The organism is Streptomyces sp. NPDC044044 (assembly GCF_056434405.1).
In genome coordinates this window covers 215,774-241,633 of sequence record NZ_JBWKFG010000002.1, presented here as the reverse complement: position 1 = coordinate 241,633, position 25,860 = coordinate 215,774, and the positions used below count along the sequence as shown (strand labels likewise).

The 25,860-nt window shown below is 71.2% G+C and carries 20 protein-coding genes; 8 read left to right on the top strand and 12 right to left on the bottom strand.

Translation table 11 applies throughout. The annotated features are described in order from the left end of the window. Positions 1 to 34: 34 nt before the first annotated feature. From AC07AG_RS07035 to AC07AG_RS07025, 3 genes are read right to left on the bottom strand one after another with little or no spacing between them, the layout of a single operon-like run. Positions 35 to 1,792 carry an FAD-dependent oxidoreductase gene (locus tag AC07AG_RS07035; RefSeq protein ID WP_478752684.1) on the bottom strand — a complete coding sequence of 586 codons (1,758 nt, stop codon included), beginning with the start codon at positions 1,790 to 1,792 and terminating at the stop codon, positions 35 to 37. Further along, complete coding sequence (locus tag AC07AG_RS07030) at positions 1,789 to 2,139, bottom strand: (2Fe-2S)-binding protein (RefSeq protein WP_478752682.1); 351 nt, start codon at positions 2,137 to 2,139, stop codon at positions 1,789 to 1,791. Before AC07AG_RS07030 ends, AC07AG_RS07035 begins: the two co-directional genes overlap by 4 nt. Further along, complete coding sequence (locus tag AC07AG_RS07025; RefSeq protein ID WP_478752680.1) at positions 2,136 to 3,314, bottom strand: NAD(P)/FAD-dependent oxidoreductase; 1,179 nt, start codon at positions 3,312 to 3,314, stop codon at positions 2,136 to 2,138. Before AC07AG_RS07025 ends, AC07AG_RS07030 begins: the two co-directional genes overlap by 4 nt. A gap of 110 nt (positions 3,315 to 3,424) precedes the next feature. Here AC07AG_RS07025 and AC07AG_RS07020 point away from each other — a divergent pair, with 110 nt between their 5' ends. The 3 genes from AC07AG_RS07020 (at position 3,425) to AC07AG_RS07010 (ending at position 6,302) form a co-directional block, all read left to right on the top strand. Further along, positions 3,425 to 4,891, top strand: coding sequence for an aminopeptidase P family protein (locus tag AC07AG_RS07020; RefSeq protein WP_478752678.1), 1,467 nt, complete (start codon positions 3,425 to 3,427; stop codon positions 4,889 to 4,891). A 172-nt stretch (positions 4,892 to 5,063) separates the two neighbouring features. Continuing rightward, positions 5,064 to 5,807 carry a polysaccharide deacetylase family protein gene (locus AC07AG_RS07015; RefSeq protein ID WP_478753907.1) on the top strand — a complete coding sequence of 248 codons (744 nt, stop codon included), beginning with the start codon at positions 5,064 to 5,066 and terminating at the stop codon, positions 5,805 to 5,807. A gap of 39 nt (positions 5,808 to 5,846) precedes the next feature. Then, positions 5,847 to 6,302: an SRPBCC family protein gene (locus AC07AG_RS07010; RefSeq protein ID WP_478752676.1), complete on the top strand. Its 456-nt coding sequence runs from the start codon at positions 5,847 to 5,849 to the stop codon at positions 6,300 to 6,302. Positions 6,303 to 6,380: 78 nt separating this feature from the next. Here AC07AG_RS07010 and AC07AG_RS07005 read toward each other — a convergent pair whose 3' ends face one another. The 7 genes from AC07AG_RS07005 to AC07AG_RS06975 form a co-directional block, all read right to left on the bottom strand. Next, positions 6,381 to 7,610, bottom strand: coding sequence for a cytochrome P450 family protein (locus tag AC07AG_RS07005; protein ID WP_478752674.1), 1,230 nt, complete (start codon positions 7,608 to 7,610; stop codon positions 6,381 to 6,383). A gap of 152 nt (positions 7,611 to 7,762) precedes the next feature. Then, a complete protein-coding gene (locus AC07AG_RS07000) occupies positions 7,763 to 8,977 on the bottom strand; it encodes an FAD-dependent monooxygenase (protein ID WP_478752672.1) in 1,215 nt (404 codons plus the stop codon). Between the two features lie 108 nt (positions 8,978 to 9,085). Then, a complete protein-coding gene (locus AC07AG_RS06995) occupies positions 9,086 to 10,243 on the bottom strand; it encodes an XdhC family protein (RefSeq protein WP_478752670.1) in 1,158 nt (385 codons plus the stop codon). A 39-nt stretch (positions 10,244 to 10,282) separates the two neighbouring features. Continuing rightward, entirely contained in the window at positions 10,283 to 11,761 is a 1,479-nt protein-coding gene (locus tag AC07AG_RS06990) for an NCS2 family permease (RefSeq protein ID WP_478752668.1), read from the bottom strand. A gap of 277 nt (positions 11,762 to 12,038) precedes the next feature. Beyond that, on the bottom strand, positions 12,039 to 14,429 hold the full coding sequence (locus tag AC07AG_RS06985) for a xanthine dehydrogenase family protein molybdopterin-binding subunit (protein WP_478752666.1): 2,391 nt from the start codon (positions 14,427 to 14,429) through the stop codon (positions 12,039 to 12,041). A 2-nt stretch (positions 14,430 to 14,431) separates the two neighbouring features. Continuing rightward, positions 14,432 to 15,025 carry a (2Fe-2S)-binding protein gene (locus AC07AG_RS06980; protein ID WP_453446676.1) on the bottom strand — a complete coding sequence of 198 codons (594 nt, stop codon included), beginning with the start codon at positions 15,023 to 15,025 and terminating at the stop codon, positions 14,432 to 14,434. After that, entirely contained in the window at positions 15,025 to 15,915 is an 891-nt protein-coding gene (locus tag AC07AG_RS06975; RefSeq protein ID WP_478752664.1) for an FAD binding domain-containing protein, read from the bottom strand. Before AC07AG_RS06975 ends, AC07AG_RS06980 begins: the two co-directional genes overlap by 1 nt. Positions 15,916 to 16,253: 338 nt before the next feature. Between AC07AG_RS06975 and AC07AG_RS06970 the strand changes: the two genes are divergently transcribed. Continuing rightward, positions 16,254 to 17,954 (top strand): PucR family transcriptional regulator, encoded by a 1,701-nt coding sequence (locus AC07AG_RS06970; protein ID WP_478752662.1) that lies wholly within the window; start codon positions 16,254 to 16,256, stop codon positions 17,952 to 17,954. Positions 17,955 to 18,108: 154 nt separating this feature from the next. Next, entirely contained in the window at positions 18,109 to 18,870 is a 762-nt protein-coding gene (locus AC07AG_RS06965) for a hypothetical protein (protein ID WP_361054499.1), read from the top strand. A 118-nt stretch (positions 18,871 to 18,988) separates the two neighbouring features. Here the strand turns inward: AC07AG_RS06965 and AC07AG_RS06960 are convergent, their stop codons facing one another. After that, positions 18,989 to 19,732, bottom strand: a complete 744-nt coding sequence (locus tag AC07AG_RS06960; RefSeq protein ID WP_478753905.1) for a GntR family transcriptional regulator — start codon at positions 19,730 to 19,732, stop codon at positions 18,989 to 18,991. Between the two features lie 180 nt (positions 19,733 to 19,912). Here AC07AG_RS06960 and AC07AG_RS06955 point away from each other — a divergent pair, with 180 nt between their 5' ends. Together AC07AG_RS06955 and AC07AG_RS06950 are read left to right on the top strand one after the other, a co-directional pair. Then, on the top strand, positions 19,913 to 20,764 hold the full coding sequence (locus tag AC07AG_RS06955) for a (2Fe-2S)-binding protein (protein ID WP_478752660.1): 852 nt from the start codon (positions 19,913 to 19,915) through the stop codon (positions 20,762 to 20,764). 232 nt (positions 20,765 to 20,996) lie between these two features. Further along, on the top strand, positions 20,997 to 22,061 hold the full coding sequence (locus AC07AG_RS06950; RefSeq protein WP_478752658.1) for a DUF2637 domain-containing protein: 1,065 nt from the start codon (positions 20,997 to 20,999) through the stop codon (positions 22,059 to 22,061). Positions 22,062 to 22,100: 39 nt separating this feature from the next. On the opposite strand, the gene AC07AG_RS06945 is transcribed toward AC07AG_RS06950, so the two are convergent. Continuing rightward, on the bottom strand, positions 22,101 to 22,583 hold the full coding sequence (locus AC07AG_RS06945) for an ATP-binding protein (RefSeq protein ID WP_478752656.1): 483 nt from the start codon (positions 22,581 to 22,583) through the stop codon (positions 22,101 to 22,103). A gap of 217 nt (positions 22,584 to 22,800) precedes the next feature. Between AC07AG_RS06945 and AC07AG_RS06940 the strand changes: the two genes are divergently transcribed. Beyond that, positions 22,801 to 25,857 carry an alpha-mannosidase gene (locus AC07AG_RS06940; RefSeq protein ID WP_478752654.1) on the top strand — a complete coding sequence of 1,019 codons (3,057 nt, stop codon included), beginning with the start codon at positions 22,801 to 22,803 and terminating at the stop codon, positions 25,855 to 25,857. Positions 25,858 to 25,860 lie beyond the last annotated feature (3 nt).

Sequence of the window (25,860 nt, the reverse complement as noted above, 5' to 3'; positions counted from 1 at the left end):
TGCGGTGCGGTTCACGTGCGGTACGGAGGTGTGGCTAGGAGGGGCCCTCGGCGTCCACGTCGGCATCGACATCAGCTCGGGCGTCATCGTCAACGGTCCCTGCGAGCACGCCGAGGGGGACCGGTCGGGCGAAGGGCCGCCGCGCGGAACCCTCCTCGCATCCGGCGAGCCCGGCGACGGCGGCCGAGCACATCCGGCCCTGGCACCAGCCCATGCCGGCCCGGGTCAGGAGTTTCACGGACCGCGCGTCCGTGGCCCCGAGCTCGTCGACGGCCTCGCGCACCGCCGACGCCGGGACCTCCTCGCAGCGGCAGACGAGGGTGTCGTCGCGGAGCTGCTCGCCCCAGTGCGCGGGCGGCACGTACACGGCGGCGATGGCGGCCCCGAACTCCCGCATGTTCGTACGTGACTTGGCGGCGGCGACCCAAGCGCGCGGGTCGGGCGTGGTGCCCCGGAGCCGGGCGGCGGCCGAGCGTCCGGCGATGTGTCCCTCGGCGAGCGAGAGTGCGGCTCCGCCGATGCCGGTGGTCTCGCCCGCGGCCCAGACGCCGGGGACGTCGGTGCGCTGCTCGGCGTCGACGGCGACGTTCAGGCCCTCGACGCGGCAGCCGAGCCCCTCGGCGAGATCGGTGTGCGGCAGCATGCCGTGCCCGACGGCGAGGGTGTCGCAGGGGATGTGCCGCTCGGTGCCGGGCCTGACGCGCCCCGCCGGGTCGAGCGCGGCGATGGTCACCGCTTCGAGCGCGTCCTTGCCGTGCGCTTCGACGACGGTGTGGCGCGAGAGCAACGGAACGCGGTGGCACAGCAGTTGACCGGCATACCGCGCCCCCTCGACCACCTTGTCCGGATGGGCGGCGAGGGTGGCCGCGTGCCGCACGAAAGCCTTCGGGTCGGCGGACTCGACCAGGGCGGCCACTTCGGCCCCGGCAGCCGCGAGCCCGGCGGCGACGGGCATGAGCAGCGGCCCGGTCCCGGCCACGACGGCGATGCGCCCCGGAAGCACGAGACCTCCCTTGAGCATGGCCTGCGCACCCCCGGCGGTGACCACACCGGGCAGGGTCCAGCCGGGGAACGGCAGGACCTTCTCGTACCCCCCGGTCGCGAGCAGCACGGCATCGGCGTGCACGGCCACGGACTGCTCTTGGCCGGGCCCGAGAAGCGCGTGCACGGTGAAGCGGCGCCCGCCGCCATCGGGTGCGGTGGACGAAGCCGAGTCGGGGGCTGAGCCCGCGGCCCGACCGGTCCCCGCTCCGGGCGACCCCCGACCGGACGGGCGCGTAGCGGCACCGCCCGACGGGGCGGACCCGGCGGACTCAGTGGCCCCAGCGGCCTCAGCAGACCCGGCAGCCGAAGCCAGGGTGGGAGCCGCCGCCCAGGCTCCCTCGTCCGCCCCCGCGTCAGACCACTGCCCCTCGGACACACGCGCCGCATCACCGCCCGACGCACCGGAGCTCCGGTGTCCGGACCCCGATGCCGACCGCCGCCGAGGCTGCCCGCCCTCGAAGTGGCGTTCCACGAACCAGACATGATGCTCCGTCAAGTGCATGATGCGGCCCGCGGCGACCTCTTCCGCGAGCCCGTCCCGCAGCCGCTCCCACGTGCGCCACTGATGATGCAGCGCCTTCGGGCGTCGCGCCCCGAGCGCCCCGGCGGGCTGACGGTAGAACTGGCCGCCCGCCTGCGCGGCCGAGTCGAGCACCGTCACCCGCACACCGCGCCGAGCCGCGGCGAGCGCCGCCGCGAGGCCCGCGGGGCCCGCGCCGATCACCGCAAGCACCGGAGAAGCACTCATCGCCACTCCCCCGCCTCCCCGCCGTGATCGACGCCGTGACCGCTGCCGTGACCGCTGCCGTGCTGCGTCCGGATCTCGTCTCCGGGTGCCGCCGGGATCAGGCAAGCCCGTTGATTCGGCCGCCCGTTGACCTCCACCAGGCAGTCGAAGCAGACCCCGATCCCGCAGAAGACTCCCCTCGGCTCGCCCTCGCGTCGCGTGGTCCGCCAGGCGGTGATGCCCGACGACCAGAGCGCGGCGGCCACCGTCTGGCCCGGCAGGGCCGGGATCTCGCGGCCGTCGAACGTGACCGTGTGCGGCGGACCCGGGTGGGCGCGGACCAGGTTCAGGGGGGTGCGTTTGCTCATGACGCCTCCTCGGGCGTGCGGTCGGCGAAACGGTCGGGGCGGAATGGGGTGAGGTCGAGGTCCGGGGTGGCTTCGCTCAGGACCTGGGCGATCAAGTGGCCCGTCCCCGCGGCCAGACCGATCCCCGCCCCCTCGTGCCCGCAGGCGTGGATGAGCCCCGGCACCCGGGCGTCAGGGCCGACGGCGGGGAGGTGGTCCGGCATGTAGGGGCGGAAGCCCACGTACGCACGCATCGCGCGGACGCCCTCCAGGAACGGGAAGAGCCGGGTCGCCCCGGCCGCGAGGGCCCGCATGACCGGCAGCGAGAAGGAGCGGTCGAAGCCGACCCGTTCGCGGCTCGCGCCGATCAGGATCGGCCCCGCGGCCGTGCCCTCGACCACCGGCGACTTCTGGAGCGCGGCGGATCCGCTGGCCACGTCGGCCACGTAGTCGGCGGCGTACACCTTGTGGCGGACCATGCGCGGCAGCGGTTCCGTGACGAGGACGAAGCCGCGCCTCGGCAGCACGGGCAGGTCGGCTCCGGCGAGGGCGGCGAGATCGCCGCCCCAGGTGCCCGCGGCGTTCACGACGTACGGGGCGTGGATCTCCCCCTGGTCCGTGCGGACCCCGCGCACCTCGCCGCCCGCGGTCCGCAGCACGGCCGTGACGGTACAGCCCGTACGCAGTCCCGCACCCAACGACCGCGCCATGCGCACCAGTTGGGCAGCGGCCAGGGACGGCATCACCTGACAGTCCTGCGGGTAGTGGACGCCACCCGCCGTGCCGGGGGCGAGGTGCGGCTCCAGCTCGTACAGTTCGTCCGCCCCGACGGCCCGCGCGTCGACACCGGCTTCGCGCTGCCCGGATGCGAACTCCTCCAGCGCCGCGAGCCCTTCACCGGACGACGCCACGACGACGCCGCCCTTGGCCTCGAACTCGACGCTCGTGCGCACATCCTGATCGGCCGTCAGTTCCGTCCACAACCGGGCGGAGAGCAGGGCCAGTTCGAGCTCGGGGCCCGGTTCCTTGTCGGAGACGAGGATGTTCCCCTCGCCGGATCCGGTCGTGCCGCCGGCCACGGGACCGCGGTCCACCAGGACGACGGACAGCCCGGCCCGCGCCGCGTACAGGGCACAGGCGGCGCCCACCATCCCGGCGCCGACTACCACAACATCGCAGGTCAGCCGCTTTGTCACGCCAGTACTATGTCACATGTTCCCTTACGGGCCAAGGGTCTCTACGCTGACGGAACCGCGACCGAGCACTCCGTCACGAGCCCCGGAACGGGGAGGGAAGGGTGAACCCCATGACCAAGTCCGAGAAGCCCCAGGCATCCGAGAAGCCCAGCAGGCCCAACGTGCGCAAGAACGGCCTCTACTCCGAGATCTCCGACGAGCTGTCCGCCCTGATGAGGACCGGCTGGGCCGACACCGAGCAGCGCGACCTGCGCCCGGCCGAGCAGGCCCCGCACGCGGCACGCCGCCGCGCCGCCCTGTCCGCGCTGTTCCCGGGCGAGCGCCTGGTGATTCCCTCGGGGAAGCTCAAGACCCGCTCGAACGACAGCCATTACCCCTTCCGCCCCTACTCCGCGTACGTCCACATGACCGGCGACCAGGCGAGGGACTGCGCCCTGGTCCTCGAACCGCGCACCGGGCAGGACGGCGGCCACGACGCGCACCTCTACCAACTCCCCCGCGACAGCCGGGACAGCAACGAGTTCTGGATCGGCATGACGGCCGAGCTGTGGATGGGCCGCAGGCGCAGCCTCGCCGAGTCCGAGCTGCTCCTCGGCCTGCCCTGCCGTGACGTCCGCGACGCCCCCGCCGAGCTCGCCGCATCGCCCGACGTGCCGACCCGCATCGTGCGCGGCCACGACGCGGCGCTCGAAGCGGCCGTGACGACCGACGAGGAGCGCGACGCCGAACTGGTGGAGGCGCTCTCGGGCCTGCGCCTGGTCAAGGACGACTGGGAGATCGGCGAGCTGCGCAAGGCGGTCGACTCGACGGTCAGTGGATTCACCGATGTCGTAAGGGAGTTGGCCACCGCCGTCGCCACGTCGGAGCGCTGGATCGAGGGCACCTTCTTCCGCCGCGCCCGCCTGGAGGGCAACCACATCGGCTACGGCTCGATCTGCGCGGCGGGCGAGCACGCCACGATCATGCACTGGGAGCAGAACGACGGGCCCGTGCGCCCCGGCGAACTCCTCCTCCTGGACGCGGGCGTGGAGACCCACACCCTCTACACCGCCGACGTGACCCGCACGCTCCCCATCGACGGCACCTTCACCCCGCTGCAGCGCAAGATCTACGACGCGGTGTTCGAGGCACAGGAGGCGGGCATCGCCTCGGTGAAGCCGGGCGCCGCGTACCGCGACTTCCACGACGCCGCGCAGCGGTACCTCGCGCACAAGCTCGTCGAGTGGGGCCTCCTCGAAGGCGACCCGGAGCGGGTCTTCGAGCTCGCCCTGCAGCGTCGCTTCACCATGGCGGGCACGGGCCACATGCTCGGCCTCGACGTCCACGACTGCGCCCAGGCCCGCACCGAGGAGTACGTCGGCGGCATACTCGAAGAAGGCATGGTGCTCACCGTCGAACCCGGCCTGTACTTCCAGCCGGACGACCTCACCGTGCCCGAGGAGTACCGGGGCATCGGGGTCCGCATCGAGGACGACATCCTCGTCACGGCCGACGGCAACGAAAACCTCTCTGCGGGGCTGCCGCGCGGTGCCGCGGCGGTCGAGGCCTGGATGAGCGGTCTGGCAGGCGGCCGCTAGAGCACACAGACCTACTCCTGGTCACGGACCCGGGCGCGCTGCGGCGACCCCTCTATACACACCGCGTATACACGCTATGTATAGTGCGGGCATGCCTGCTGCGAAAAACAACATGCTCGCCGTGAAAAGCAAGATGAAGCGATCCGCCCAAGGGTTCCGTCGCGCCTCTGTGATGACGGTCATGACCTCCGTGGTCATGGCCGTCGCACTGACCGGATGCACGAAGGTGGACACCACGTCACCCAGTTCCGCCCGCAAGGACGCGGCGGCCGTGAGCCTCAAGAGCCAGGCGCAGCTCGGCACGGTCGACTGCCGCAAGGCGAAGTGCGTGGCCCTGACGTTCGACGCGGGGCCGAGCGAGAACTCGCCGCGGCTGCTCGACATCCTCAAGGAGGAGAAGGTGCCCGCCACCTTCTTCCTGCTCGGCAAGAACCACATAGCCAAGCACCCCGAGCTCGTGAAGCGCATGGCGGCCGAGGGGCACGAGGTCGCGAGCCACACCTGGTCGCACAAGATCCTCACCGACATCACGCCGGACGAGGCACGCGAGGAGCTGCGCAAGCCCAACGAGGCGATAGAGAAGCTGATCGGCCACAAGCCGACGCTGATGCGCCCGCCGCAGGGACGCACCAACCCCGACGTGAACGAGATCTCGCGCGAGGAGGGCCTCTCGGAGGTCCTGTGGAGCGTGACGGCCAAGGACTACACGACCAACGACTCCGCCCTGATCCAAAAGCGCGTCATCGATCAGACCCAGCGGGACGGCATCATCCTGCTGCACGACATCTACAAGGGGACGGTGCCCGCGGTGCCCGGCATCATCGACGAGCTGAAGAAGCGCGGCTACGTCTTCGTGACCGTGCCCCAGCTGCTCGCGCCCGGCAAGGCCGAGCCCGGCAAGATCTACCGCCCGTAGCAGGCGCGTTTCGCCTCCGGGGCCTGGCAGGATCGCCGTGTGGCTCTCTTCCGTATCGACCGGGAATCGTCCCTGCCCGCCGGCGAGGTCTGGCGCCGGCTCACCGCGTGGGAGCGGCACGCCGACGTGGTCCCGCTGACGCGGGTGACCGTCCGGACGCCGCCGCCCAGTGGCGAGGGGACGGTGTTCGTCGCCCGCAGCGCGCTCGGTCCCGTCGGCTTCGACGACGTGATGGAGGTCGTGACGTGGCGCCCGGCCGCCGACGGCGGGGGCCTGTGCCGGCTCGAGAAGCGGGGGTCCTTCGTCACCGGGTGGGCGGAGATCGAGGTGTCACCCCGGGCGGGGACCGGTTCGGCGGTCGCCTGGCGTGAGGACCTGCGCGTGCGGTGGCTGCCGCGGGTCTTCGACGGGGTGCTCGTGGCTGCCGCCCGGTGGATGTTCGGGCGGGCGGTGGACGGGCTGCTCTCCTCTCCCCCGCCCCGCCCCTTCGCGTGACGGGGGCTGACGACGGCCATGACCGCGGATGTCAGGGGGCCCGACCTGCCCGTCCGGCAGGGCGGGGCCGCAGCCAACTCACCTCAGGAGCACGGGAATCGAGGCGAAGCCGTCCCCGATGAACGAGCCCACCGGTGACGCGCTCCCCGCATCGGCGTCCAGGCGCAGCTCCGGGAACCGTTCGAACAACGCGGGCAGTGCCACCCCCGCCTCCAGGCGGGCCAGCGGCGCCCCCACGCAGTAGTGCACCCCGTGACCGAAGGCGAGGTGCTCCTTGTCGACGCGGCCGACGTCGAACTGCCCCGCGGTGGCGCCGTGCCGCAGCGGGTCGCGGCCCGCGGCCCCGTACGCGGCGAGGATCGCGTCGCCCCGCGCGATGACGGTCCCGTCGGGCAGCTCGATGTCCGAAACGGCGTACCGCAGCGGCAGGTTGGCGATCGACGGCGCGTAGCGCAGCGTCTCCTCGATGACATCGCTCCACGGCACCTCACCGCCGCGCACCCGCGCCAGCTGATCGGGGTGGCTCAGGAGCGCGTGCACCGCGTTGCCGATGAGGTTGACCGTCGTCTCGTGCCCCGCCCCGATGACCAGGAGCAGCGTGTCGATCAACTCGGCCTCGGTGAGCGCCGAGCCCTCCTCGTCCCGGGTCGCGATCAGGACGCTCGTCATGTCGTCCCCGGGCTCGGCCCGCTTGTGGGCCACCAGACCGGCGAGCAGCAGATGCACTTCCTGCCAAGTGGCCGCGGCCTGCTCGGGAGTTGAGGTGGTGTCCATGATCGACTCGACGAGGCGGGCCGTGTCCGCCTGCCGGTCCTCCGGAAGACCGAACAGCTCGCAGATGACCTGCATCGGCAGCGGATGGGCGTAGGCGGCCCGCAGGTCCACCGCCCCGTCCGCGGATTTCTCCATCGCGTCGAGCAGCCCCGCCGTCAGCTCCTCGATGCGCGGACGCAGCGCGTCCGTACGCCGTTTGGTGAACGCGGGCGACACCAGTTTCCGCAGCCGGCGGTGGTTCGAGCCGTACGCGGTGAACATGTTCGTCACGCCCACCCAGGAGTTGACCCAGGTCTCGCGGAACCGGCCGTCGATCCAGGCGGGCCAGTGCTGGTGCGGATCCTTCGACACCCGCTCGTCGGCCAGGAGTTGCTTCAGTACGTCGTACTGCGTCGGGGCCCAGGCCCTTATGCCGTCGGGGAGTTCGACCAGGGCGGCGCAACCGTGCTGCCGCAGCCGGTCCGCCTCCCCGTGGAGGTCGCGGCCTGCGGGGTCGATCGTTATGGCCTGTTGCGGCACAGATGACTGCGACATGGAGGGGCACCTGCCATGGGGGGAGGGGACGGACGTCAAGTTCAAGATCAAGATCATCCTAGGGGTCGCCCCCTCCCCCGCGTGAGCCCCGAGTGAGCCCCGCGGAACCTGCGGCTCGGTCCCGCGGCTCAGTCCCGCGACGGTCCCGCGACTCAGTCCCGCGAAGCCTGCGCCCGCCCGTGCAGCGTCCGCGCGACCCGCGGCCCCAGCCACCGCTTCATCCTCCGCAGCGGCTCCAACTGCTCGGCCGCGCGGTCGATTCGGTAGTACAGCTGCGGCGGGATGTGCGGAAGCAGCGGCGAGTGGCGCTGGCCGAGGAGCGCGAACATCTGCGCCGGTTCGAGGCCGATGTAGCGCGGCAGGTTCTCGTACCACTGGGCGCTGTAGCGGGCCGCGCTCTGGACGGACAGGAGGGCGGACCTGCGCTCCCGCTCGTAGCGCGCGAGGGCGGTGCCGAGCTCCGGGCTCCCCCGCAGCGCGCCCGCCAGTGCCATCGCGTCCTCCAGGGCGAGCGTCGTGCCCGCGCCGATGGAGTAGTGCGTGGTGTGCGCGGCGTCGCCGAGCAGGACGACGTTGCCGCGGTGCCAGGTCCGGTTGGTCAGCGTCCGGAAGTTGAGCCACTGCGCGCTGCCGTCGGACTGCGCGCGGCCGATCAGGCGGTGCCCGTCAAGCGGTCCCGCGAAGAGCCGCTCCAGGAGGGCGAGGCCGTCGGCCTCGCTCGCCTCGTGCAGGCCGAGGCCCGTCCAGGTCTCCGGAGAGCACTCGATGACGCAAGTGCTCTGCTCGTCGCTGAAGCGGTAGCCGTAGCACCAGATCCAGCCGTGCGCGGTCTCCACGAAGGCGAAGGTGAAGGAGTCGAAGACCTTGGTGGTGCCGAGCCAGATGTACTTGTTCCGGCCGAGCGCGACCTCCGCGCCGTAGTGGTCCGCGTGGCGCTCGCGCAGCACGCTCCTCACACCGTCGCCCGCGACGACCAGATCGGCGTCGGGCAGCTGGGCCGCGTCCGTGATCTCGCTCTCGAACTCGACGCGTACGCCCAGGGAGCGGGCCCGCGTGGCGAGGATGTCGAGCAGGCGGTGGCGCCCGATGCCGTGACCCTCGTCGCCGTGGTTGACGGTCGTGCGGTCGCCGACGTACGCGACGCCGTCGCTCCAGCGCACCGAGTGCTCGCTGATGGCGCGCGCGGACTCGGGGTCGCCGGCGCGGAGTTTCTCGAGCAGGCCGCCCCAGTAGGTGACCCCCCAGCCGTACGTCGACCCGGCCGGGTTCCGCTCATGGACGGTGATGTCGTGGGACGGGTCCTGCCGCTTGAGCAGGATGGAGAGATACAGGGCGGCGGGACCGCCGCCGACGCAGGCGACCTTCACACATGCTCCCATTGCGTCATAAAGTGGCCAATTTGTGACGCAACGTAGCAGGAATGAGGGGCGAGCCCGTGGACCTCGGGCGGCGGATCCCTGGGATGCGGACGGGTCTCAGGCCACGGACCCGATACGACCCGCGGGGCGCCGCGAGCCGTCGTGGTGGATCGGCGTGTGCGCACCGGTCAGCGATACGCCGCTGCCGCCCCGGCGGTTCGCGACGATCTCCGCGGCGATCGAAAGGGCCGTCTCCTCCGGAGTGCGCGCACCCAGGTCGAGTCCGATGGGCGAGCGCAGGCGGGTCAACTCCAGTTCGCTGACTCCGACTTCACGGAGCCGTTCGTTGCGCTCCAGATGGGTGCGGCGCGATCCCATCGCGCCCACGTAGGCGACCGGCAGACGCAGGGCCAGTTCGAGCAGCGGCACGTCGAACTTGGCGTCGTGGGTGAGCACGCAGAGCACGGTGCGCCCGTCGACCTCGGTCCGCTCCAGATACTTGTGCGGCCACTCGACGACGATCTCGTCGGCGTCGGGGAAGCGCGCCGCCGTCGCGAACACGGGCCGGGCGTCGCAGACGGTCACGCGGTAGCCGAGGAACGTGCCGACCTTGACGAGCGCCGACGCGAAGTCGATCGCGCCGAACACGATCATGCGGGGCGGCGGGACGCTGGACTCGACGAGGACCGTGAGCGGCTGCCCGCAGCGCGAGCCGTCCTCGCCGATCTCCACCGTGCCGGTGCGGCCCGCGTCCAGCATGGCGCGCGCCTCGCCCGCCACGGTGCGGTCGAGCTCGGGATGTCCGCCGAGCCCGCCCTCATGAGCGGCCTCGGCGTCGGAACGTACGAGAAGAGCACGGCCCACGAGTTCCGCGGGTCCGGCGGTGACGCGGGCGACGGCCGCGGCCTCGCCCGACGCGGCCGCGGCGAGCGCGGACGCGAGAACCGGCCGCGCGGTGGAGTCCGCGCGGACCGGGGTGACGAGGATGTCGATGACCCCGCCGCAGGTCAGACCCACGGCGAAGGCATCCTCGTCGCTGTATCCGAAGCGTTCAAGGACGCTCTCGCCGTCTTCGAGCGCCTGCTGGCACAGGTCGTAGACGGCGCCTTCCACACACCCGCCGGAGACGGAGCCGATCGCCGTGCCGTCGGAGTCGACGGCCAGGGCCGCACCGGGCTGCCGGGGCGCGCTGCCGCCGACCGCCACCACGGTGGCGACGGCGAAGGCGCGTCCCTGCTCGACCCACCGGTTCAACTCTTCGGCGATGTCCAGCATGTCCGTCTCCTTACGGGTGTGTGGTTACAGGATGGGCGGCTACTTGACGCCCATCCAGTTCTCGATCGGATGGAGCGCGAAGAAGGCCAGGAACACGAGCGCGAGCACCCACATCAGCCAGCCGATCTCACGGACCTTGCCCTGGGCGGCCTTGATCAGGACGTGGGCGATGACACCGGCCGCGATACCCACCGTGATGGAGTACGTGAACGGCATCAGGACGGTGGTCAGGAACACCGGAATGGCGGTGGCCTGGTCGGTCCAGTCGATGTGCCGGGCGTTGCTCAGCATCATCGCGCCGATGACGACGAGCGCGGCGGCGGCGACCTGCGTCGGGATGAGCTGCGCGAGCGGGGTGAAGAAGAGGCACAGCGCGAAGGCGAGGCCGGTGACCACGCTCGCGAAGCCGGTGCGCGCGCCGTCGCCGACGCCCGCGGTGGACTCGACGAAGACGGTCTGGCCGGAGGCACCGGCGAAACCGCCGACGACGCCACCCGCACCGTCGATCGCCAGGGCCTTGTTCAGACCCGGCATCTTGCCGTCCTTGTCGGCGAGGTTGGCCTGCTGGCCGATGCCGATGATGGTGCCCATGGCGTCGAAGAAGCCCGCGAGGACCAGGGTGAAGACGATGACACCCACGGTGATGCCGCCGATGTCGCCGATCCCGCTGAAGGACACCTCGCCGAAGAGGCCGAAGTCAGGGGTGGAAGCGATGGAGCCGTTCAGCTCCGGGGCGTTCAGGCCCCAGTCCTTCTCGCTCATGCCCGCGACCTGGTTGACGATCGCGGCGAACACGGTGCCGCCGACGATGCCGATGAGGATCGCGCCCGGAACCTTGCGGACCTGGAGCACGAAGATCAGCAGGACGGTGACGGCGAAGCAGAGGACGGGCCAGCCGATGAGCTTGTCGTCGATGCCCATCTGGATCGGCTTCGCGCCCATGTCGCCGTACTTGGACGGCATGGAGGTGACGAAGCCCGCCTGGACCAGGCCGATCAGCGTGACGAACATGCCGATGCCCATGGTGATGGCGTGCTTCAACGCCAGGGGAATCGCGTCCATGATCAGGGTCCGCAGACCGGTCAGGACCAGCAGGATGATGATGACGCCATAGATGATGCACATCGCCATCGCGTTGCCCCAGGTCATCTCCGGGGCGACCTGGAAGGCCATGACGGCGGAGACACCGAGTCCCGCCGCGAGGGCCAGCGGCACATTGCCGAGGATGCCCATGACGATGGTGGTGGCGGCCGCCGCGAAGACGGTGGCGGTGGTCAGCTGATCACCGTCGAGCCGGTGTCCCGTGGCATCGGGCACCGAGAGGATCACGGGGTTCAGAAGGATGATGTAGGCCATCGCCATGAAGGTGGTGATGCCGCCACGCACCTCCCTGCCGACCGTCGATCCTCTGTGGGTTATGTGGAAATACCGGTCGAGCCAGGACCTGCCGGCCGGGACGCGCGAGCCGTTGCCCGCGTCCTCTGCCGTGGTCTTCGGCTCCGTTGACTGCTGGGTCATGGTGCCTAACTCCCAAGGTTCAAAGGGGCACCCGCAACAGGCTGTTCATAAAGGGTCGGGCCTGTGGAGACTGCGGGATTTGGGATGCTGCGTTGGGCGCACGACCCGGGGGACGGCCCGAGACGAACTGGGGCTCCGAAGAGCGTGGGTGCTGCTGGGTACTGCTGTGGGTGCTGCGAGACCGCGAGCGGTGCGGTACTGGTGTTCTCCGGGCGGCGCGGGCTGACGGAAGTGTGACGTTCCTGGGAGGCACGCACCGCCCGGAGAGATCGTGGGATCAGGTGCCGGTGAGGTGTTCGGGTCGTACCGGCGTCCTGTTCAGCTCCAGACCCGTCGCGTTCCGGATCGCCGCGAGGACGGCCGGGGTGGACGAGAGGGTCGGGGCCTCGCCCATGCCGCGAAGGCCGTAGGGCGCGTTCGGGTCGGCCAGTTCGAGCACGTCGACAGGGATGGTCGGCGTGTCGAGGATGGTCGGGATGAGGTAGTCCGTGAAGGAGGGGTTGCGCACCTTCGCGGTCTTCGGGTCGACGATGATCTCCTCCATCACCGCGACGCCCAGGCCCTGGGTGGTACCACCCTGGATCTGGCCGACCACGGAGAGCGGGTTCAGCGCCTTGCCGACGTCCTGGGCGGTGGCGAGCTCGATGACCTTGACCAGGCCGAGCTCGGTGTCCACCTCGACGACCGCGCGGTGCGCGGCGAACGAGTACTGGACGTGGCCGTTGCCCTGACCGGTCTTCTTGTCGAAGGCCACGGTCGGACGGTGCCGCCACTCGGCCTCGACCTCGACGCTCTCGCCTTCGAGCAGCTCGGCCAGGTCCGCGAGGGCCTCGCCGCCGTCGGTGACGACCTTGCCGCCCTCAAGGAGGAGTTCGGCGGTGGCCCACGCGGGGTGGTACGAGCCGAACTTGCGGCGGCCGATCTCCAGGACCTTCTCGCGGACGAGCTCGCAGGAGTTCTTGACCGCGCCACCGGTGACGTACGTCTGACGGGACGCGGACGTCGAACCGGCGCTGCCCACCTGGGTGTCGGCGGGGTTGATGGTCACCTGCTGGACGCCGAGCTCGGTGCGGGCGATCTGCGCGTGGACGGTGATGCCGCCCTGGCCGACCTCCGCCATCGCGGTGTGCACGGTCGCGACCGGCTCGCCATTGATGACCTCCATGCGCACCTTGGCGGTGGAGTAGTCGTCGAAGCCCTCGGAGAAGCCGACGTTCTTGATGCCGACCGCGTAGCCGACGCCGCGGACGACGCCTTCGCCGTGCGTGGTGTTGGAGAGTCCGCCGGGCAGCGCGCGGACGTCGGCGCCCTCGCTGGACTCCCACTGGCGCTCGGGCGGCAGCGGGCGGGCCTTGACGCGGCGCAGGATCTCGGCGACCGGGGCCGGCGAGTCGACCGGCTGTCCTGTCGGCAGGAGCGTGCCCTGCGACATGGCGTTGAGCTGGCGGAACTCGACCCGGTCCATGCCCACCTTGTCGGCGAGCTTGTCCATCTGGGCCTCGTAGGCGAAGCAGGCCTGGACGGCGCCGAAGCCGCGCATCGCGCCGCAGGGCGGGTTGTTGGAGTAGAGGGCGATCGCCTCGATGTCGACGTCCTCGATCACGTACGGACCGACCGACAGGGACGAGGCGTTGCCCACGACCGCCGGGGATGCCGACGCGTAGGCGCCGCCGTCCAGGACGATCTTGCACTTCATGTGCGTGAGCTTGCCGTCCTTGGTGGCGCCGTGCTCGTAGTAGAGCTTCGCCGGGTGGCGGTGCACGTGGCCGAAGAAGGACTCGAAGCGGTTGTAGACGATCTTGACCGGCTTGCCGGTGCGCAGCGCAAGGAGGCAGGCGTGGATCTGCATCGAGATGTCTTCACGGCCGCCGAACGCGCCGCCGACGCCGGAGAGCGTCATGCGCACCTTGTCCTCGGGAAGACCGAGGACCGGGGCGATCTGTTCGAGGTCGGAGTGCAGCCACTGCGTGGCGACGTACAGGTCGACGCCGCCGTCCTCGGCCGGTACGGCGAGGCCGGACTCCGGGCCGAGGAAGGCCTGGTCCTGCATGCCGAAGGTGTACTCGCCCTTGACGATGAAGTCGGCCTTCTTGGCCGCCTCTTCGGCGTTGCCCCGGATGATCGGCTGGTTGTGCACGATGTTGGGGTGCGGGACGTGCTCGATGTACTCGTCGCTGCGGCCCTCGTGGACGAGGACGGCGTCCGGAGCGGTCGCCGATGCCTCGTCGGTGATGACGGGCAGTTCCTTGTACTCGATGACGATCTTCGCGGCGGCACGGCGGGCGGTCTCCGGGTGGTCGGCGGCCACGAGGGCGACCGGCTCACCGTGGTGACGGACCTTGCCGTGGGCGAGCACCGGGGTGTCCTGGATCTCCAGGCCGTAGTTCTTCATCTCGGCCGGCAGGTCGTCGTACGTCAAAACGGCGTAGACGCCCGGCGTCTTGAGCGCCTCGACGGTGTCGATCGACACGATCTCGGCGTGCGCCACGGTGCTGCGGAGCGTCTGGCCCCACAGCATGTCCTCGTGCCACATGTCCGAGGAGTAGGCGAACTCGCCGGTGACCTTCAGGGTGCCGTCCGGGCGGAGCGTGGACTCGCCGATGCCGCCCTTGTTGTGCTTCTGGGTGACTTCGGTGGGCGCGCCCGTGGTGGTCTTGGTTCCAGCCATGATCAGACCGTCTCTTCCTGACGGGCGGCCGCCAGGCGGACCGCGTCCAGGATCTTCTCGTAACCGGTGCAGCGGCAGAGGTTGCCGGAGAGCGCCTCACGGATGTCGGCGTCCGACGGCGAGGCGTTGCGCTCGAGCAGCTCGTCGGCCGCGACGAGGAGACCGGGGGTGCAGAAACCGCACTGGACGGCGCCGGCGTCGATGAACGCCTGCTGGATCGGGGAGAGTTCGCCGCCCTCACCGGTCTGGCCGTCCGTTCCCTTGGCCTGCCACTGGCGGGCCTCTTGGAGGCTGGTACCGCCGCAGACGGAGCCGCAGGCGCCGCCCGGGTGGGAGTCCTCGCGGTGCTTGGCGTAGTCCGCAAGGCCCTCGACGGTGACGACCTCTCGGTCCTGTACCTGACCGGCGGCGACCAGGCACGAGCACACCGGCACGCCGTCGAGACGGACGGTGCACGAACCGCACTCGCCCTGCTCACAGGCGTTCTTGGAGCCCGGGAGCCCCATGCGCTCACGCAGGACGTAGAGAAGGGACTCGCCCTCCCAGACGTCGTCGGCTTCCTGCTGACGGCCGTTGACCGTGAAGTTCACGCGCATTATGCGACTCCCTCAGTGCTGCGGCCGTTGCCGCGGTACGACTCCCAGGTCCAGCCGAGCGTGCGGCGGGCCATGATGCCGACGGCGTGCCGGCGGTAGTTCGCCGTGCCGCGGACGTCGTCGATCGGGTTGGCGGCACCGGAGGCGAGCTCCGCGAACTGCTTGGCGATCGAGGGGGTGATGATCTTTTTGCTGTCCCAGAAGCCGCCTTCTTCGAGCGCCGCGTTGAGGAACTCCTCGGCGGCCTTCGCCCGGATCGGGGTCGGGGCGGCGGAACCGATGCCGGTCCGTACGGTCCGGGTCTCGGGGTGCAGGGCGATGCCGAAGGCGCACACGGCGATGACCATCGCGTTGCGGGTGCCGACCTTCGAGTACTGCTGCGGGCCGTCCGCCTTCTTGATGTGGACGGACTTGATCAGCTCGTCGGCGGCGAGCGCGTTGCGCTTGACACCAGTGTAGAAGTCGTCGATCGGGATGAGGCGGGAGCCGCGTACGGACTCCACCTCGACCTCGCAGTCGGCGGCGAGGAGAGCCGGGTGGGCGTCTCCGGCCGGGGACGCGGTGCCGAGGTTGCCGCCGACGCCGCCGCGGTTGCGGATCTGCGGGGATGCGACCGTGTGCGAGGCGAGCGCCAGACCGGGGAGCTCCGTGCGCAGCTCCTCCATGATCTGGGTGTACGGAACCGAGGCGCCCAGCTGGACCGTCTCCTCGCCCACCGACCACTCGCGCAGCTCGGCGACGCGGTTGAGGTCGAGCAGGTACTCGGGACGACGGTGGTCGAAGTTGATCTCGACCATCACATCGGTGCCACCCGCAATCGGCACAGCGGTGGGGTGCTCGGCCTTAGCGGCGAGCGCCTCCTCCCAGCTGGCGGGGCGAAGGAAGTCCATGAGGCTCTCTTCTTCTTCGTGGGTCGTTCGCTTCGGGGGACTTCGTTCCGGCCACTCGGGCCATTCGTCCCTCGACTGCTCGTTCATGTGCTGTTAACGCGGAGTGGGGCAAGTACACCGCCCCGCCGTCCGCTGCGGTCAGTCACCGAAACCATGAAGGAGTTGGCTGGCCAAGGCGCGCGTCTTGTAGATTCGTATGAAGAACGGGCCTCAGCAACCTCGCGGAATCCCCCTGGAAACCGGAGGCACCCCAGGACACGGGGGCCCGGGTCGACGGAGAGTCGACAGACCTGGACTGTCTGTACATCCCATTCGAGACAAGATCGGCGGCGACCACCATGCGGCTGCGCGCACTCCTTGACACCGACGCGCTGGGCCTGCGGCTGCTCGGCGGTGAGGAAGAGCTCGACCGCACCGTGCGTGGCGTGATGACCACGGACCTGCGCGACCCCAGCCGCTACCTCGCGGGCGGCGAGCTGGTCCTGACGGGCCTCGCCTGGCGCCGCGACGCATCGGACACGGAACCCTTCGTACGCCTCCTCGCGAGCGCCGGGGTGGCGGCCCTCGCCGCGGGCGAGGCCGAGCTGGGCGACATCCCCGACGACATCGTCGAGGCCTGCGCGCGGCACCGCCTGCCCCTGTTCGCGGTGAACGAGCGGGTCGCCTTCGCGACGATCACCGAGCACGTCGTCCGCCAGGTCTCCGGCGAGCGGGCCGGTGATCTGGCTGCCGTCGTCGACCGGCACCGCCGCCTGATGACCTCGGGCCCGACGGGCGGCGGCCCCGACGTCGTCCTCGACCTGCTCGGCACCGACCTGGATCTGCGGGCCTGGGTCCTGTCCCCCGCGGGCCGCGCCATCGCGGGGTCGAGCGCGGCGGGCCCCGCCCTCTCCACGGCGGTGTGCGCGCGCCTGGCGGCCGAGCACCTGGCCGCCGCCCGCACAGGGCGCCGCGGCCCGCACCGGGTCCAGGTGGACGGCACGGCGTACTCCCTGTTCCCCATCCGGAGCAGCGGGCGCGGTTCGGCTTCCGCCGCGACGGCGGCGAGCACGGCTGCCCTGCGTGACGTGCGCGAGACGGTCCTCTCGGACTGGCTCCTCGCGGTCGAGGCGGACGCGGGCGACTGGCCCGAGGAGCGGCTCGACCTGCTGCAGGGCGTCACCCAGCTGATCGCGGTGGAGCGGGACCGGCGCGATGCCGCCCGCACGGTGCGGCGCAGGCTGGCGCAGGAGGTCCTCGAACTGGTCCAGACGGGCGCGGCCCCGGCGGAGATCGCGGCGCGCCTGCGGGTCGCGGCCCCCGTGCTGCTTCCGGGCCTGGGCGCGGCACCGCACTGGCAGGTCGTGGTGGCCCGCGTCGAGTGGGACGGCGGCGAGATCGAGGGCGGCCCCGTGGCCCAGTCCCTCCTGGAGGAGATCCTCGTCGATCCCCTCTCGGCGGGCCCCGAACCGTCCGACCGCATCGCGGTGGCCCATACGGGTGACGAGGCCATCGCGCTCGTGCCGCTGCCCGCGGTCTCCTCGGAGCACGACGGCTCGGAAACGGGCCTCCTCGCCGATTCGCTCCTGGAGTCCGTCCGCGACCCGCTCTCGGCGGGCCTCGACGGCGACGGGCGCCTCACGCTCGGCGTCAGCGCGTCCGTGCACTCGGCGGAGGGTCTTCGCGGCGCCCTGGAGGAGGCGCGGCACGCCCGCCGGGTGGCGGCTGCGCGTCCGGGTCGGGTCTGCGCGGCGGGCCACCAGGAGCTGGCCTCGCACGTCCTGCTGCTGCCCTTCGTCCCGGACGACGTGCGCCGGGCGTTCACGGCCCGGCTCCTGGACCCGCTGCGGGACTACGACCGGCGCCACCGGGCGGAGCTCATTCCGACCCTTGAGGCGTTCCTCGACTGCGACGGTTCGTGGACGCGGTGCGCGGCCCGTCTCCACCTGCACGTCAACACGTTGCGCTACCGGGTGGGCCGTATCGAGCAGTTGACGGGTCGTGACCTTTCGCGGCTCGAGGACAAGCTCGATTTCTTCCTGGCACTGCGGATGAGCTGACGCGAGCGGCCTCGGTCAAACCCCTTTCATGGTCCGCCCTTTGTGAATTCTTTCACCCAGCCTCTTGGCCGCATGAGCCGATCCATGCTGAGATGCGCCCACGACTCAACAGCTCAATGGCGTGCTCGGGGAGGGCAACGTGGCGCATACCGCCATGTCTGGTTCCGGAACGACTGCAGGGGACGATCCACTCCAGACCGCGGTATGGCGGCTGCGCTCGCGCGGCTGTTGGACCGACGCGGCCGCACTGCTCGCCTCACGGGAGGGGCCCGCGGCAGCGCTCCAGCGAACCTCACTCCTGGTGGAGCGGTGCCTGTTCACGGGGGAGGGCTGGGCCGAGGCCGAGGACGGACTGCGTACGGCGGAGGCGCAGGCCGTGGAGGACGACGACCGCGGGGCCGCGGCGTGCGAGCGCGGTCAGCTGGCGTACGCGTCCACGGTGCTCGCCGTGCGGGACCGGGCGGACGAGGCGCGTACGGCGCTTGGACGGGCCGCGGCGCTCCTTGCCCCGAACGCTTCGGGGCGACCGCTCCTCGACTTCCGGCGGGGTCTCATCGCCGAGCACATCGCGGATTCACCCCAGGCGGCGCGGGCCGCCTACCGGCGGGCGCATGCGGGGGCGACGGCGCACTCGGATCCTCTGCTGCTCTCGTTCACCTGGCGCCACTTGGCCGGACTCGCCCTGAGGGAGGGCGAGTTGGCGGAGGCGCGGCACGGGTTCGCGGAGTCGCTGCGGATCCGGGAGGAGCTGGGGTATCTGGTGGGTACGGCGCCCGCGCTCGCGGCTCTGGCCGATGCCGAGCCGGAGCCTGAGGCGGGGCGCCTGCGGGCCGAGGCCGCGCGGCTGTTCCGGTTGATGGGCGGGGTGCCGTCGTGGCTGGCGCAGCAGTTGTCGCCGCCGGCACCGGCGGCTTGAGGCAGGGGCACTGTCCTCGATCGCCGGACGGGCCGGATGTTCGAGCCCGTCCGGCGATGGAGGACGAACTCGGCGAAGCCGGTGATGACGGCGCGCAAGGCTTCGGCGCAGCCGAACCTCAGCCCTCGGCCCCCGCGAAGTGCTCCCGCACCAAGGACTGCACGACCCCCAGGTCCTGGGCGACCAACGCCTCCAGGAGCGCCATGTGCTCCGCCGCGTCGGCGACGAGATCCGCGCGGCGGGCATGGACGGGGCCGCTCACGAGGGGCCACTGCGACCGGCGGTGCAAGTCATCCGCCACCTGCACCAACTGCTGGTTGCCCGAGAGGCCGAGCACCGCCCCGTGAAACGCCCGGTCCGCCTCCGCGTACCGGGCCAGGTCCCCGCCCGCCGCCGCCACCGCACTCGCCTCCGCGAGCGGCCGCAGCTCGCACCACCGCGCCGCGGGCACCGTACGGGCCAGGCGCAGCATCACCGGCACCTCGATCAGCGCCCGTACCTCCGCGAGCTCCCCCAGCTCGCGCGCGCTCCGCTCGGTGACACGGAAGCCGCGGTTCGGTACGACCTCCACCGCTCCCTCGATCGCCAGCTGCTGCATCGCCTCGCGCACGGGAGTCGCCGAGACCCCGAAGCGCTCGCCGAGCACGGGCGCCGAGTACACCTCGCCCGGCGCGAGGTCGCCCCCGACGAGCGCGGCCCGCAGGGCGTCCAGGATCTGTCCGCGGACCGAGTTCCGCTGCACCGTCTTGCGGGGCGCGGGCACCGCCGCTCCCGCGGCTTCCCCGTGGGTGTGCTCACCACGGGCCGGGGGCGATGCCGGGGTCGGGGCCGGGGCCGATGAGGCCCGCACCTGCTCCGGCACACGGACGGCGAGGCGGTACGCGTCATGCGCTCTGGCCTGCTCCACGAGGTCCACCCCAAAGTCCGCTCGGTCCGAAAGGTACGAGAGGCACCATAGGCGGACAGCCCCGCAGTTGAAACCTCGATCATTCCGGGTAAGGTTAGGCTTACCTGCAATCGATCGCGATTCGGTGGTCCCCCTATGTCCGTTCCCACCCTGGCGAAGCGCGCCCCGAGCGCCCTCGCGGACGCCTACGCACGCCTCACCGAGGTGTTCCCCGGACTGCGCGTGACCGAGCTCGTCGACGAGGAACAGGCCCCACAGGGCGGCGGCTGGGTCACCGCCTCCCGGCTCGCGGAGGGCGGGGCCGACCTCGACGCTTTCATGGCGTGGGACGAGTCACAGGTACGGAAGGACTACGGACAGGCGGGGCGTCCGGACGTCATCGCCAGCTTCGCGCTGCACCGCTATGCCTGGCCGGCCACCCTCCTGATCACCATGCCGTGGTTCCTGCACCGCCGCGTGCCCCGCTACCCCGTACAGAACGTCTCCTTCCAGCGCACCCTCGGCCGTCTGGCCGTCCGCAGCACGGGTTTCGCCTGTCTGCCGGACGATCCGGCCGCCTCACTGCCCGGCGCCCGCGTCGTGCCGGACGAGGAGGCGCTGCGCGGGGAGGTGCGGGCCGCCGTCGCCGAGCATCTGGGACCGCTTCTCGACGCCTTCGGGCCCCGGATGCGGCGCCGCTCGCGCGCCCTGTGGAGCGTCGCGACGGACGAGATCGTCGAGGGGCTCTGGTACATCGCCCATCTCCTCGGCGAGGAGCAGCGCGCCACGGCCGAGCTCGAACGGCTGCTTCCGGGCGCCACCAAGCCGTACGTGGGGACGGCGGGCTTCCGTGAGCTGCGGGGGCCGAACGGCGAGTCCCTGCCGACGCGCGACCGCGCGAGCTGCTGCATGTTCTACACGCTGCGCCCCGAGGACACCTGCGTGACCTGCCCGCGCACCTGTGACGCGGAGCGCGTCGAGCGCCTCAGTGCCGCCGCGGCGGCCTGACCGGAGCCCCGCTCCCCGCCGAAACCGCAGCCCCTCCCCCTTGAACCACCCTTTCGTGTCCGTTTAATCGAACTCAACTCCCCTTGCCGGGCCTTGAGTTCGAGCAAAACGGCGCGCGCCGCACCCCTTTGCACCCCCCTTGGCGTTCTCTTGCGCCGAAACCCCTCTGGGGGCCATCGGGATTGGGTCACTATTGCGCCCGAACGCCCTACCGCGACGCAAGGGACCCCAGATGAGACTGACCGACATATCGCTGGACTGGCTGCTTCCGGGTGGCGTCCTGCTCCTGGGCATGCTGGTGGCGGTGGCGGTACTCGCACGCGGCAAGCGCGCCGGGCAGAAGGCGGCCGCCGGTGCCTCCAGCGACGACACCTGGGAACGCAGCGAGGAGCGCCGCAGGCGCAAGGAAGCCGTCTATGGAACGGCCTCGTACGTTCTGCTGTTCTGCTGTGCGGCGGTCGCCGCCGCACTCTCCTTCCACGGCCTGGTCGGCTTCGGCCGCCAGAACCTCAACCTCACCGGCGGCTGGGAGTACCTGGTCCCGTTCGGGCTCGACGGCGCGGCGATGTTCTGCTCCGTACTCGCGGTGCGCGAGGCGAGTCACGGTGACGCGGCCCTCGGCTCGCGGCTCCTGGTGTGGACGTTCGCGGGCGCGGCGGCGTGGTTCAACTGGGTGCACGCGCCCAGGGGCCTCGGCCACGCGGGCGCCCCGCAGTTCTTCGCCGGGATGTCGCTTTCGGCCGCGGTGCTCTTCGACCGCGCGCTGAAGCAGACCCGCCGCGCGGCACTGCGTGAACAGGGCCTGGTGCCAAGGCCGTTGCCGCAGATCCGGATCGTGCGGTGGCTGCGCGCGCCCCGGGAGACCTTCGGCGCCTGGTCGCTGATGCTCCTCGAAGGCGTACGCACCCTGGACGAGGCGGTCGAGGAGGTCCGCGAGGACCGGCGCGAGAAGGAGCGCACCCGGACCACCAGGAGGGACCGGGAGAAGCTGGAGCGTGCGCAGCTCAAGGCGATCAGCCGCGGCCACCGCAGCCTCCCCGGTCGTGGCCAGGGCCGCCAGGTCGACCTGCCGGCGGTCGCGCCGGCCGCCGGGTCCGCGCAAGTCGGCGCGGACCCTGCCATAGCGGCGCAGCCTCAGGAACAACTGCCGCTGCGCTCCCGTCCCTCCCTCCAGGCCGTGAAGAACGGCTCTGAACCCGTCACCGTCGACCTCACCGCCGAGGACGACACCCAGACGCTGCCACGGCTCGACTCCCTGGAGCAGAAGCTCAAGGATCTGGAGCAACAGTTCGGCTGATGTCAGCAGCGCAGGACGGGAGTTGGACGGCGGCCCGGCTCAGGCCGGGCCGCCGTCCAGTTCGAACCACACCACCTTCCCGACCCCGTGCGCCCGCACGCCCCACGCGTCGGCGAGGGACTGCACGAGCACCAGGCCGCGGCCGTGCGTGCTGAAGTCGGCGTTCGTCACGCACAGCTTCGGGCGGCGCCCCACGAAGTCCCTGACCTCGACCCGCAGCCTGCCGGGCCGCACGGTCGCCGTCAGGATGGCGTCCCGGTCGGTGTGCACCAGGGCGTTCGTGACCAGTTCGCTGGTCAGCAACTCGGCTATCTCGGCTCTTCCGGGCCTCCCCCAGGACCGGAGCAGTTCGCGCAGCGCACCCCTCACTTCAGGCACCGCCCGCAGGTCGGATCGCCCCAATCTGCGCCGGAGTTGAGCCCTATGGGGCTCGTCCGGTTTGCCGTCGGTCGGCTCGTCCCTTGCTTTCGGCGAAGAAGTCCCGAGATGAATGGGACCGCCCCCTCTTACCTGCCTTGTCATGACCCCCGCCCACAAAACGAGTCAGTTCCTTCCTGCTCGAACACGCTCACGGAATGCATTCCCCACCCGGTTGGCGGCACTCATGTCCATTCATCAACGTTCGGAGTGGGTGCACCCGAGCCCGGCGGGGAAGTGAAGCGGTGGACCGTTTCCGCATGATCCCGACCGGGCCCGACCGCGCCGCGCCGGGTCCGCCCGAGCTTTCCGAGGAGCCGCCGTGCACGACGACCGACTGCTGGTGGAGGGACGCCTGGAGCGCGCCCTGCGGCAGTTCATCCGCCCCGCCCAGTACGCGGACCGTGTGCCGCTCACCCTCTCCGTCTGGCACGCGCCGGGCGAACCCGTCCCCGTCGCCGAGGCCGTCGACGCCTCGTACGAACCCTTCGAGACGGGCACCGAGTGGGGAAAACCCTGGTCAACCAGTTGGTTCCGGCTGCGCGGCCAGGTCCCCGAATCCTGGCGCGGGCGCCATGTCGAGGTGGTCGTCGACCCCGGCTTCACCGGTGACGGTCCCGGCTTCCAGGCGGAGGGGCTCGTGTACGACGCCACGGGTGTGCCCATCAAGGGCATTCACCCCCGCAACCGGCACATCCCCGTCGCGTCCTCCGCGCAGGGCGGCGAGCCGGTGCACCTCCTCCTGGAGGCGGCCGCCAACCCGGCCGTTCTGCACGATTTCGAACCCACGCCCCTTGGCGACGTACTGACCGCGGGCGATCGCCCCATCTACCGATTCGCGTCTGCCGATCTCGCCGTACTGGACGAGGACGTATGGCAGTTGACACTGGACATCGAGGTCCTATCGGAGCTGATGTACGAACTGGACGCCGCCCGTCCGCGGCGCCACGAGATCCTGCGCGCCCTGGAGAGGTCGCTCGACGCGCTCGATCTGCACGACGTGCCGGGCACCGCGGCCGCGGCCCGCGCCGAGCTGGCGGAGGTCCTCGCGAGCCCCGCCCACGCCAGCGCGCACCGCGTATCGGCCACCGGGCACGCCCATATCGACTCGGCCTGGCTGTGGCCCCTGCGCGAGACGGTGCGCAAGGCTTCCCGCACCTTTGCCAATGTGACGGCCCTCGCCCAGGACTATCCCGAGCTGGTCTTCGCCTGCTCACAGGCCCAGCAGTACGCCTGGGTCAAGGAGCACCAGCCGCACATCTGGGAGCGCATCAAGAAGGCCGTCGCGGACGGAAACTGGTCGCCGGTGGGCTCCATGTGGGTCGAGTCGGACGCCAACATGCCGGGCGGCGAGGCCCTGGCCCGGCAGATCACGCACGGGATGCGGTTCTTCCGCGAGGAGCTGGGGGTCGAGACGGAGGAGATCTGGCTGCCGGACTCCTTCGGCTACACGGCGGCGTTCCCGCAGCTCGCGAAGCTCGCGGGCGTCCGCTGGTTCCTCACCCAGAAGCTGAGCTGGAACCAGTCCAACAAGATGCCGCACCACACCTTCTGGTGGGAGGGCATCGACGGCACGCGCGTCTTCACGCACTTCCCTCCGGTGGACACCTACAACTCCCAGATCCATGGCGCCGAACTCGCGCACGCGGAGAAGAACTTCACCGAGAAGGGCCGCGCGTCACGCTCCCTCGTGCCGTTCGGCTGGGGCGACGGAGGCGGCGGCCCGACCCGCGAAATGCTGGAGAAGGCCCGGCGGTTGCGCTCCCTGGAGGGTTCGCCGCGCGTCGAGATCGAGCGTCCTTCGGCGTTCTTCGCCGCCGCCGAGGAGGAGTACGGGGCGCAGGCGCCCGTCTGGTCCGGCGAGCTCTATCTGGAGCTGCACCGCGCGACGTACACGACGCAGGCGGCCACCAAGCGCGGCAACCGCCGCACCGAACACGCCCTGCGCGAGGCCGAGTTGTGGTGTACCGCCGCCGCGGTGCGCGACCCTGCGTACGTCTACCCGTACTCGACCCTCGACCGGCTCTGGAAGACCGTTCTCCTGCACCAGTTCCACGACATCCTGCCGGGGTCGTCGATCGCCTGGGTGCACCGCGAGGCCCGCGACACGTATGAGCGCGTGCTCGCCGAGCTCGATGAGATCACCGCGGCGGCGGTCCGCTCCCTCGGCCCGGGTGGACCCGCCGCGCTCAACGCGTCGCCGTACGCGCGCAGTGAGGTCGTCACGGCCGACGACGGCACCCTGGTGCACGTCGATGTCCCGGCCCTGGGGAGCAAGAGCCTCGAAGAGGCGGCCTCGTACACGCGGGAGACCGGGGCGACCGCCCTGCTCGCCGACGGCGAGATCCAGCTCCTGAACGAGCACCTGCGCGTCGCCATCGACGCGGACGGTCTGCTGACCTCCGTGCACGACGTCGACGCACAGCGGGAGGTCCTGTCCCCCGGTACGCGCGGCAACCTCCTGCAGCTGCACCCCGACCACCCCACGCACTACGACGCGTGGGACCTCGACAAGCACTACCGCAACACGCACACCGACCTCACGGACGCCGAGTCCGTGGAGCTGGTCGAGGACGGGCCGCTGCGGGTCGCCGTCCGCGTGGTGCGGGCCTTCGGGAATTCTCGGATCACCCAGGAGATCCGCCTCGCGGCGGGCAGCCGTCGCATCGACGTCGTCACGGAGGTGGACTGGCAGGAGTCGGAGAAGGTGCTCAAGGCCGCGTTCCCGCTGGACGTGCATGCCGAACGGTCCGCGGCCGAGATCCAGTTCGGGCACGTGCACCGCTCCACGCACGCCAACACCGGCTGGGACGCGGCCCGTTTCGAGATCTGCGCGCACCGGTGGCTGCGGGTCGCCGAGGAGGCGTACGGCGTGGCGGTGCTCAACGACTCGACGTACGGCCATGACGTGACGCGTACGCCGCACGGCGACGGGCTCGGCACCACCGTTCGACTCACGCTCCTGCGCGCCCCGCACAGCCCGGACCCGGAGACGGACCTTGGCGTGCACCGGTTCACGTACGCGCTGCTGCCCGGCGCGACGACGGGCGACGCGGTCGCCGAGGGGCTCGCGCTGAATCTGCCGCTGCGGGTCGCCGCCGCGCCCGTCCTGCCCTCCCTGGTGAGCGTCGACAATCCGGCGGTGACCGTGGAGTCGGTGAAGCTCGCGGACGACGGGAGCGGCGATGTCGTGGTGCGTCTGTACGAGTCCCGGGGCGGGCGCGCGGCGGCCGCGCTCACCACGTCGTTCGCGGTGAGCACGGCCGAGGTGACCGACCTCCTGGAGCGCCCGCTCGAACCGGCCCACACCGACGACGCGGGGCTCGTGCTCGCGCTGCGTCCGTTCCAGATCCTGACGCTGCGTCTGCGACATGCCTGACCG

What these genes read in the sequence shown, in the direction of transcription:
- AC07AG_RS07035 (WP_478752684.1), bottom strand. Translation starts at nt 1,792, where the DNA reads ATGAGTGCTTCTCCGGTGCTTGCGGTGATCGGCGCGGGCCCCGCGGGC.
- AC07AG_RS07030 (WP_478752682.1), bottom strand. Translation starts at nt 2,139, where the DNA reads ATGAGCAAACGCACCCCCCTGAACCTGGTCCGCGCCCACCCGGGTCCG.
- AC07AG_RS07020 (WP_478752678.1), top strand. Translation starts at nt 3,425, where the DNA reads ATGACCAAGTCCGAGAAGCCCCAGGCATCCGAGAAGCCCAGCAGGCCC.
- AC07AG_RS07015 (WP_478753907.1), top strand. Translation starts at nt 5,064, where the DNA reads ATGACGGTCATGACCTCCGTGGTCATGGCCGTCGCACTGACCGGATGC.
- AC07AG_RS07005 (WP_478752674.1), bottom strand. Translation starts at nt 7,610, where the DNA reads ATGTCGCAGTCATCTGTGCCGCAACAGGCCATAACGATCGACCCCGCA.
- AC07AG_RS06995 (WP_478752670.1), bottom strand. Translation starts at nt 10,243, where the DNA reads ATGCTGGACATCGCCGAAGAGTTGAACCGGTGGGTCGAGCAGGGACGC.
- AC07AG_RS06990 (WP_478752668.1), bottom strand. Translation starts at nt 11,761, where the DNA reads ATGACCCAGCAGTCAACGGAGCCGAAGACCACGGCAGAGGACGCGGGC.
- AC07AG_RS06985 (WP_478752666.1), bottom strand. Translation starts at nt 14,429, where the DNA reads ATGGCTGGAACCAAGACCACCACGGGCGCGCCCACCGAAGTCACCCAG.
- AC07AG_RS06980 (WP_453446676.1), bottom strand. Translation starts at nt 15,025, where the DNA reads ATGCGCGTGAACTTCACGGTCAACGGCCGTCAGCAGGAAGCCGACGAC.
- AC07AG_RS06975 (WP_478752664.1), bottom strand. Translation starts at nt 15,915, where the DNA reads ATGGACTTCCTTCGCCCCGCCAGCTGGGAGGAGGCGCTCGCCGCTAAG.
- AC07AG_RS06970 (WP_478752662.1), top strand. Translation starts at nt 16,254, where the DNA reads ATGCGGCTGCGCGCACTCCTTGACACCGACGCGCTGGGCCTGCGGCTG.
- AC07AG_RS06965 (WP_361054499.1), top strand. Translation starts at nt 18,109, where the DNA reads ATGTCTGGTTCCGGAACGACTGCAGGGGACGATCCACTCCAGACCGCG.
- AC07AG_RS06955 (WP_478752660.1), top strand. Translation starts at nt 19,913, where the DNA reads ATGTCCGTTCCCACCCTGGCGAAGCGCGCCCCGAGCGCCCTCGCGGAC.
- AC07AG_RS06950 (WP_478752658.1), top strand. Translation starts at nt 20,997, where the DNA reads ATGAGACTGACCGACATATCGCTGGACTGGCTGCTTCCGGGTGGCGTC.
- AC07AG_RS06945 (WP_478752656.1), bottom strand. Translation starts at nt 22,583, where the DNA reads ATGACAAGGCAGGTAAGAGGGGGCGGTCCCATTCATCTCGGGACTTCT.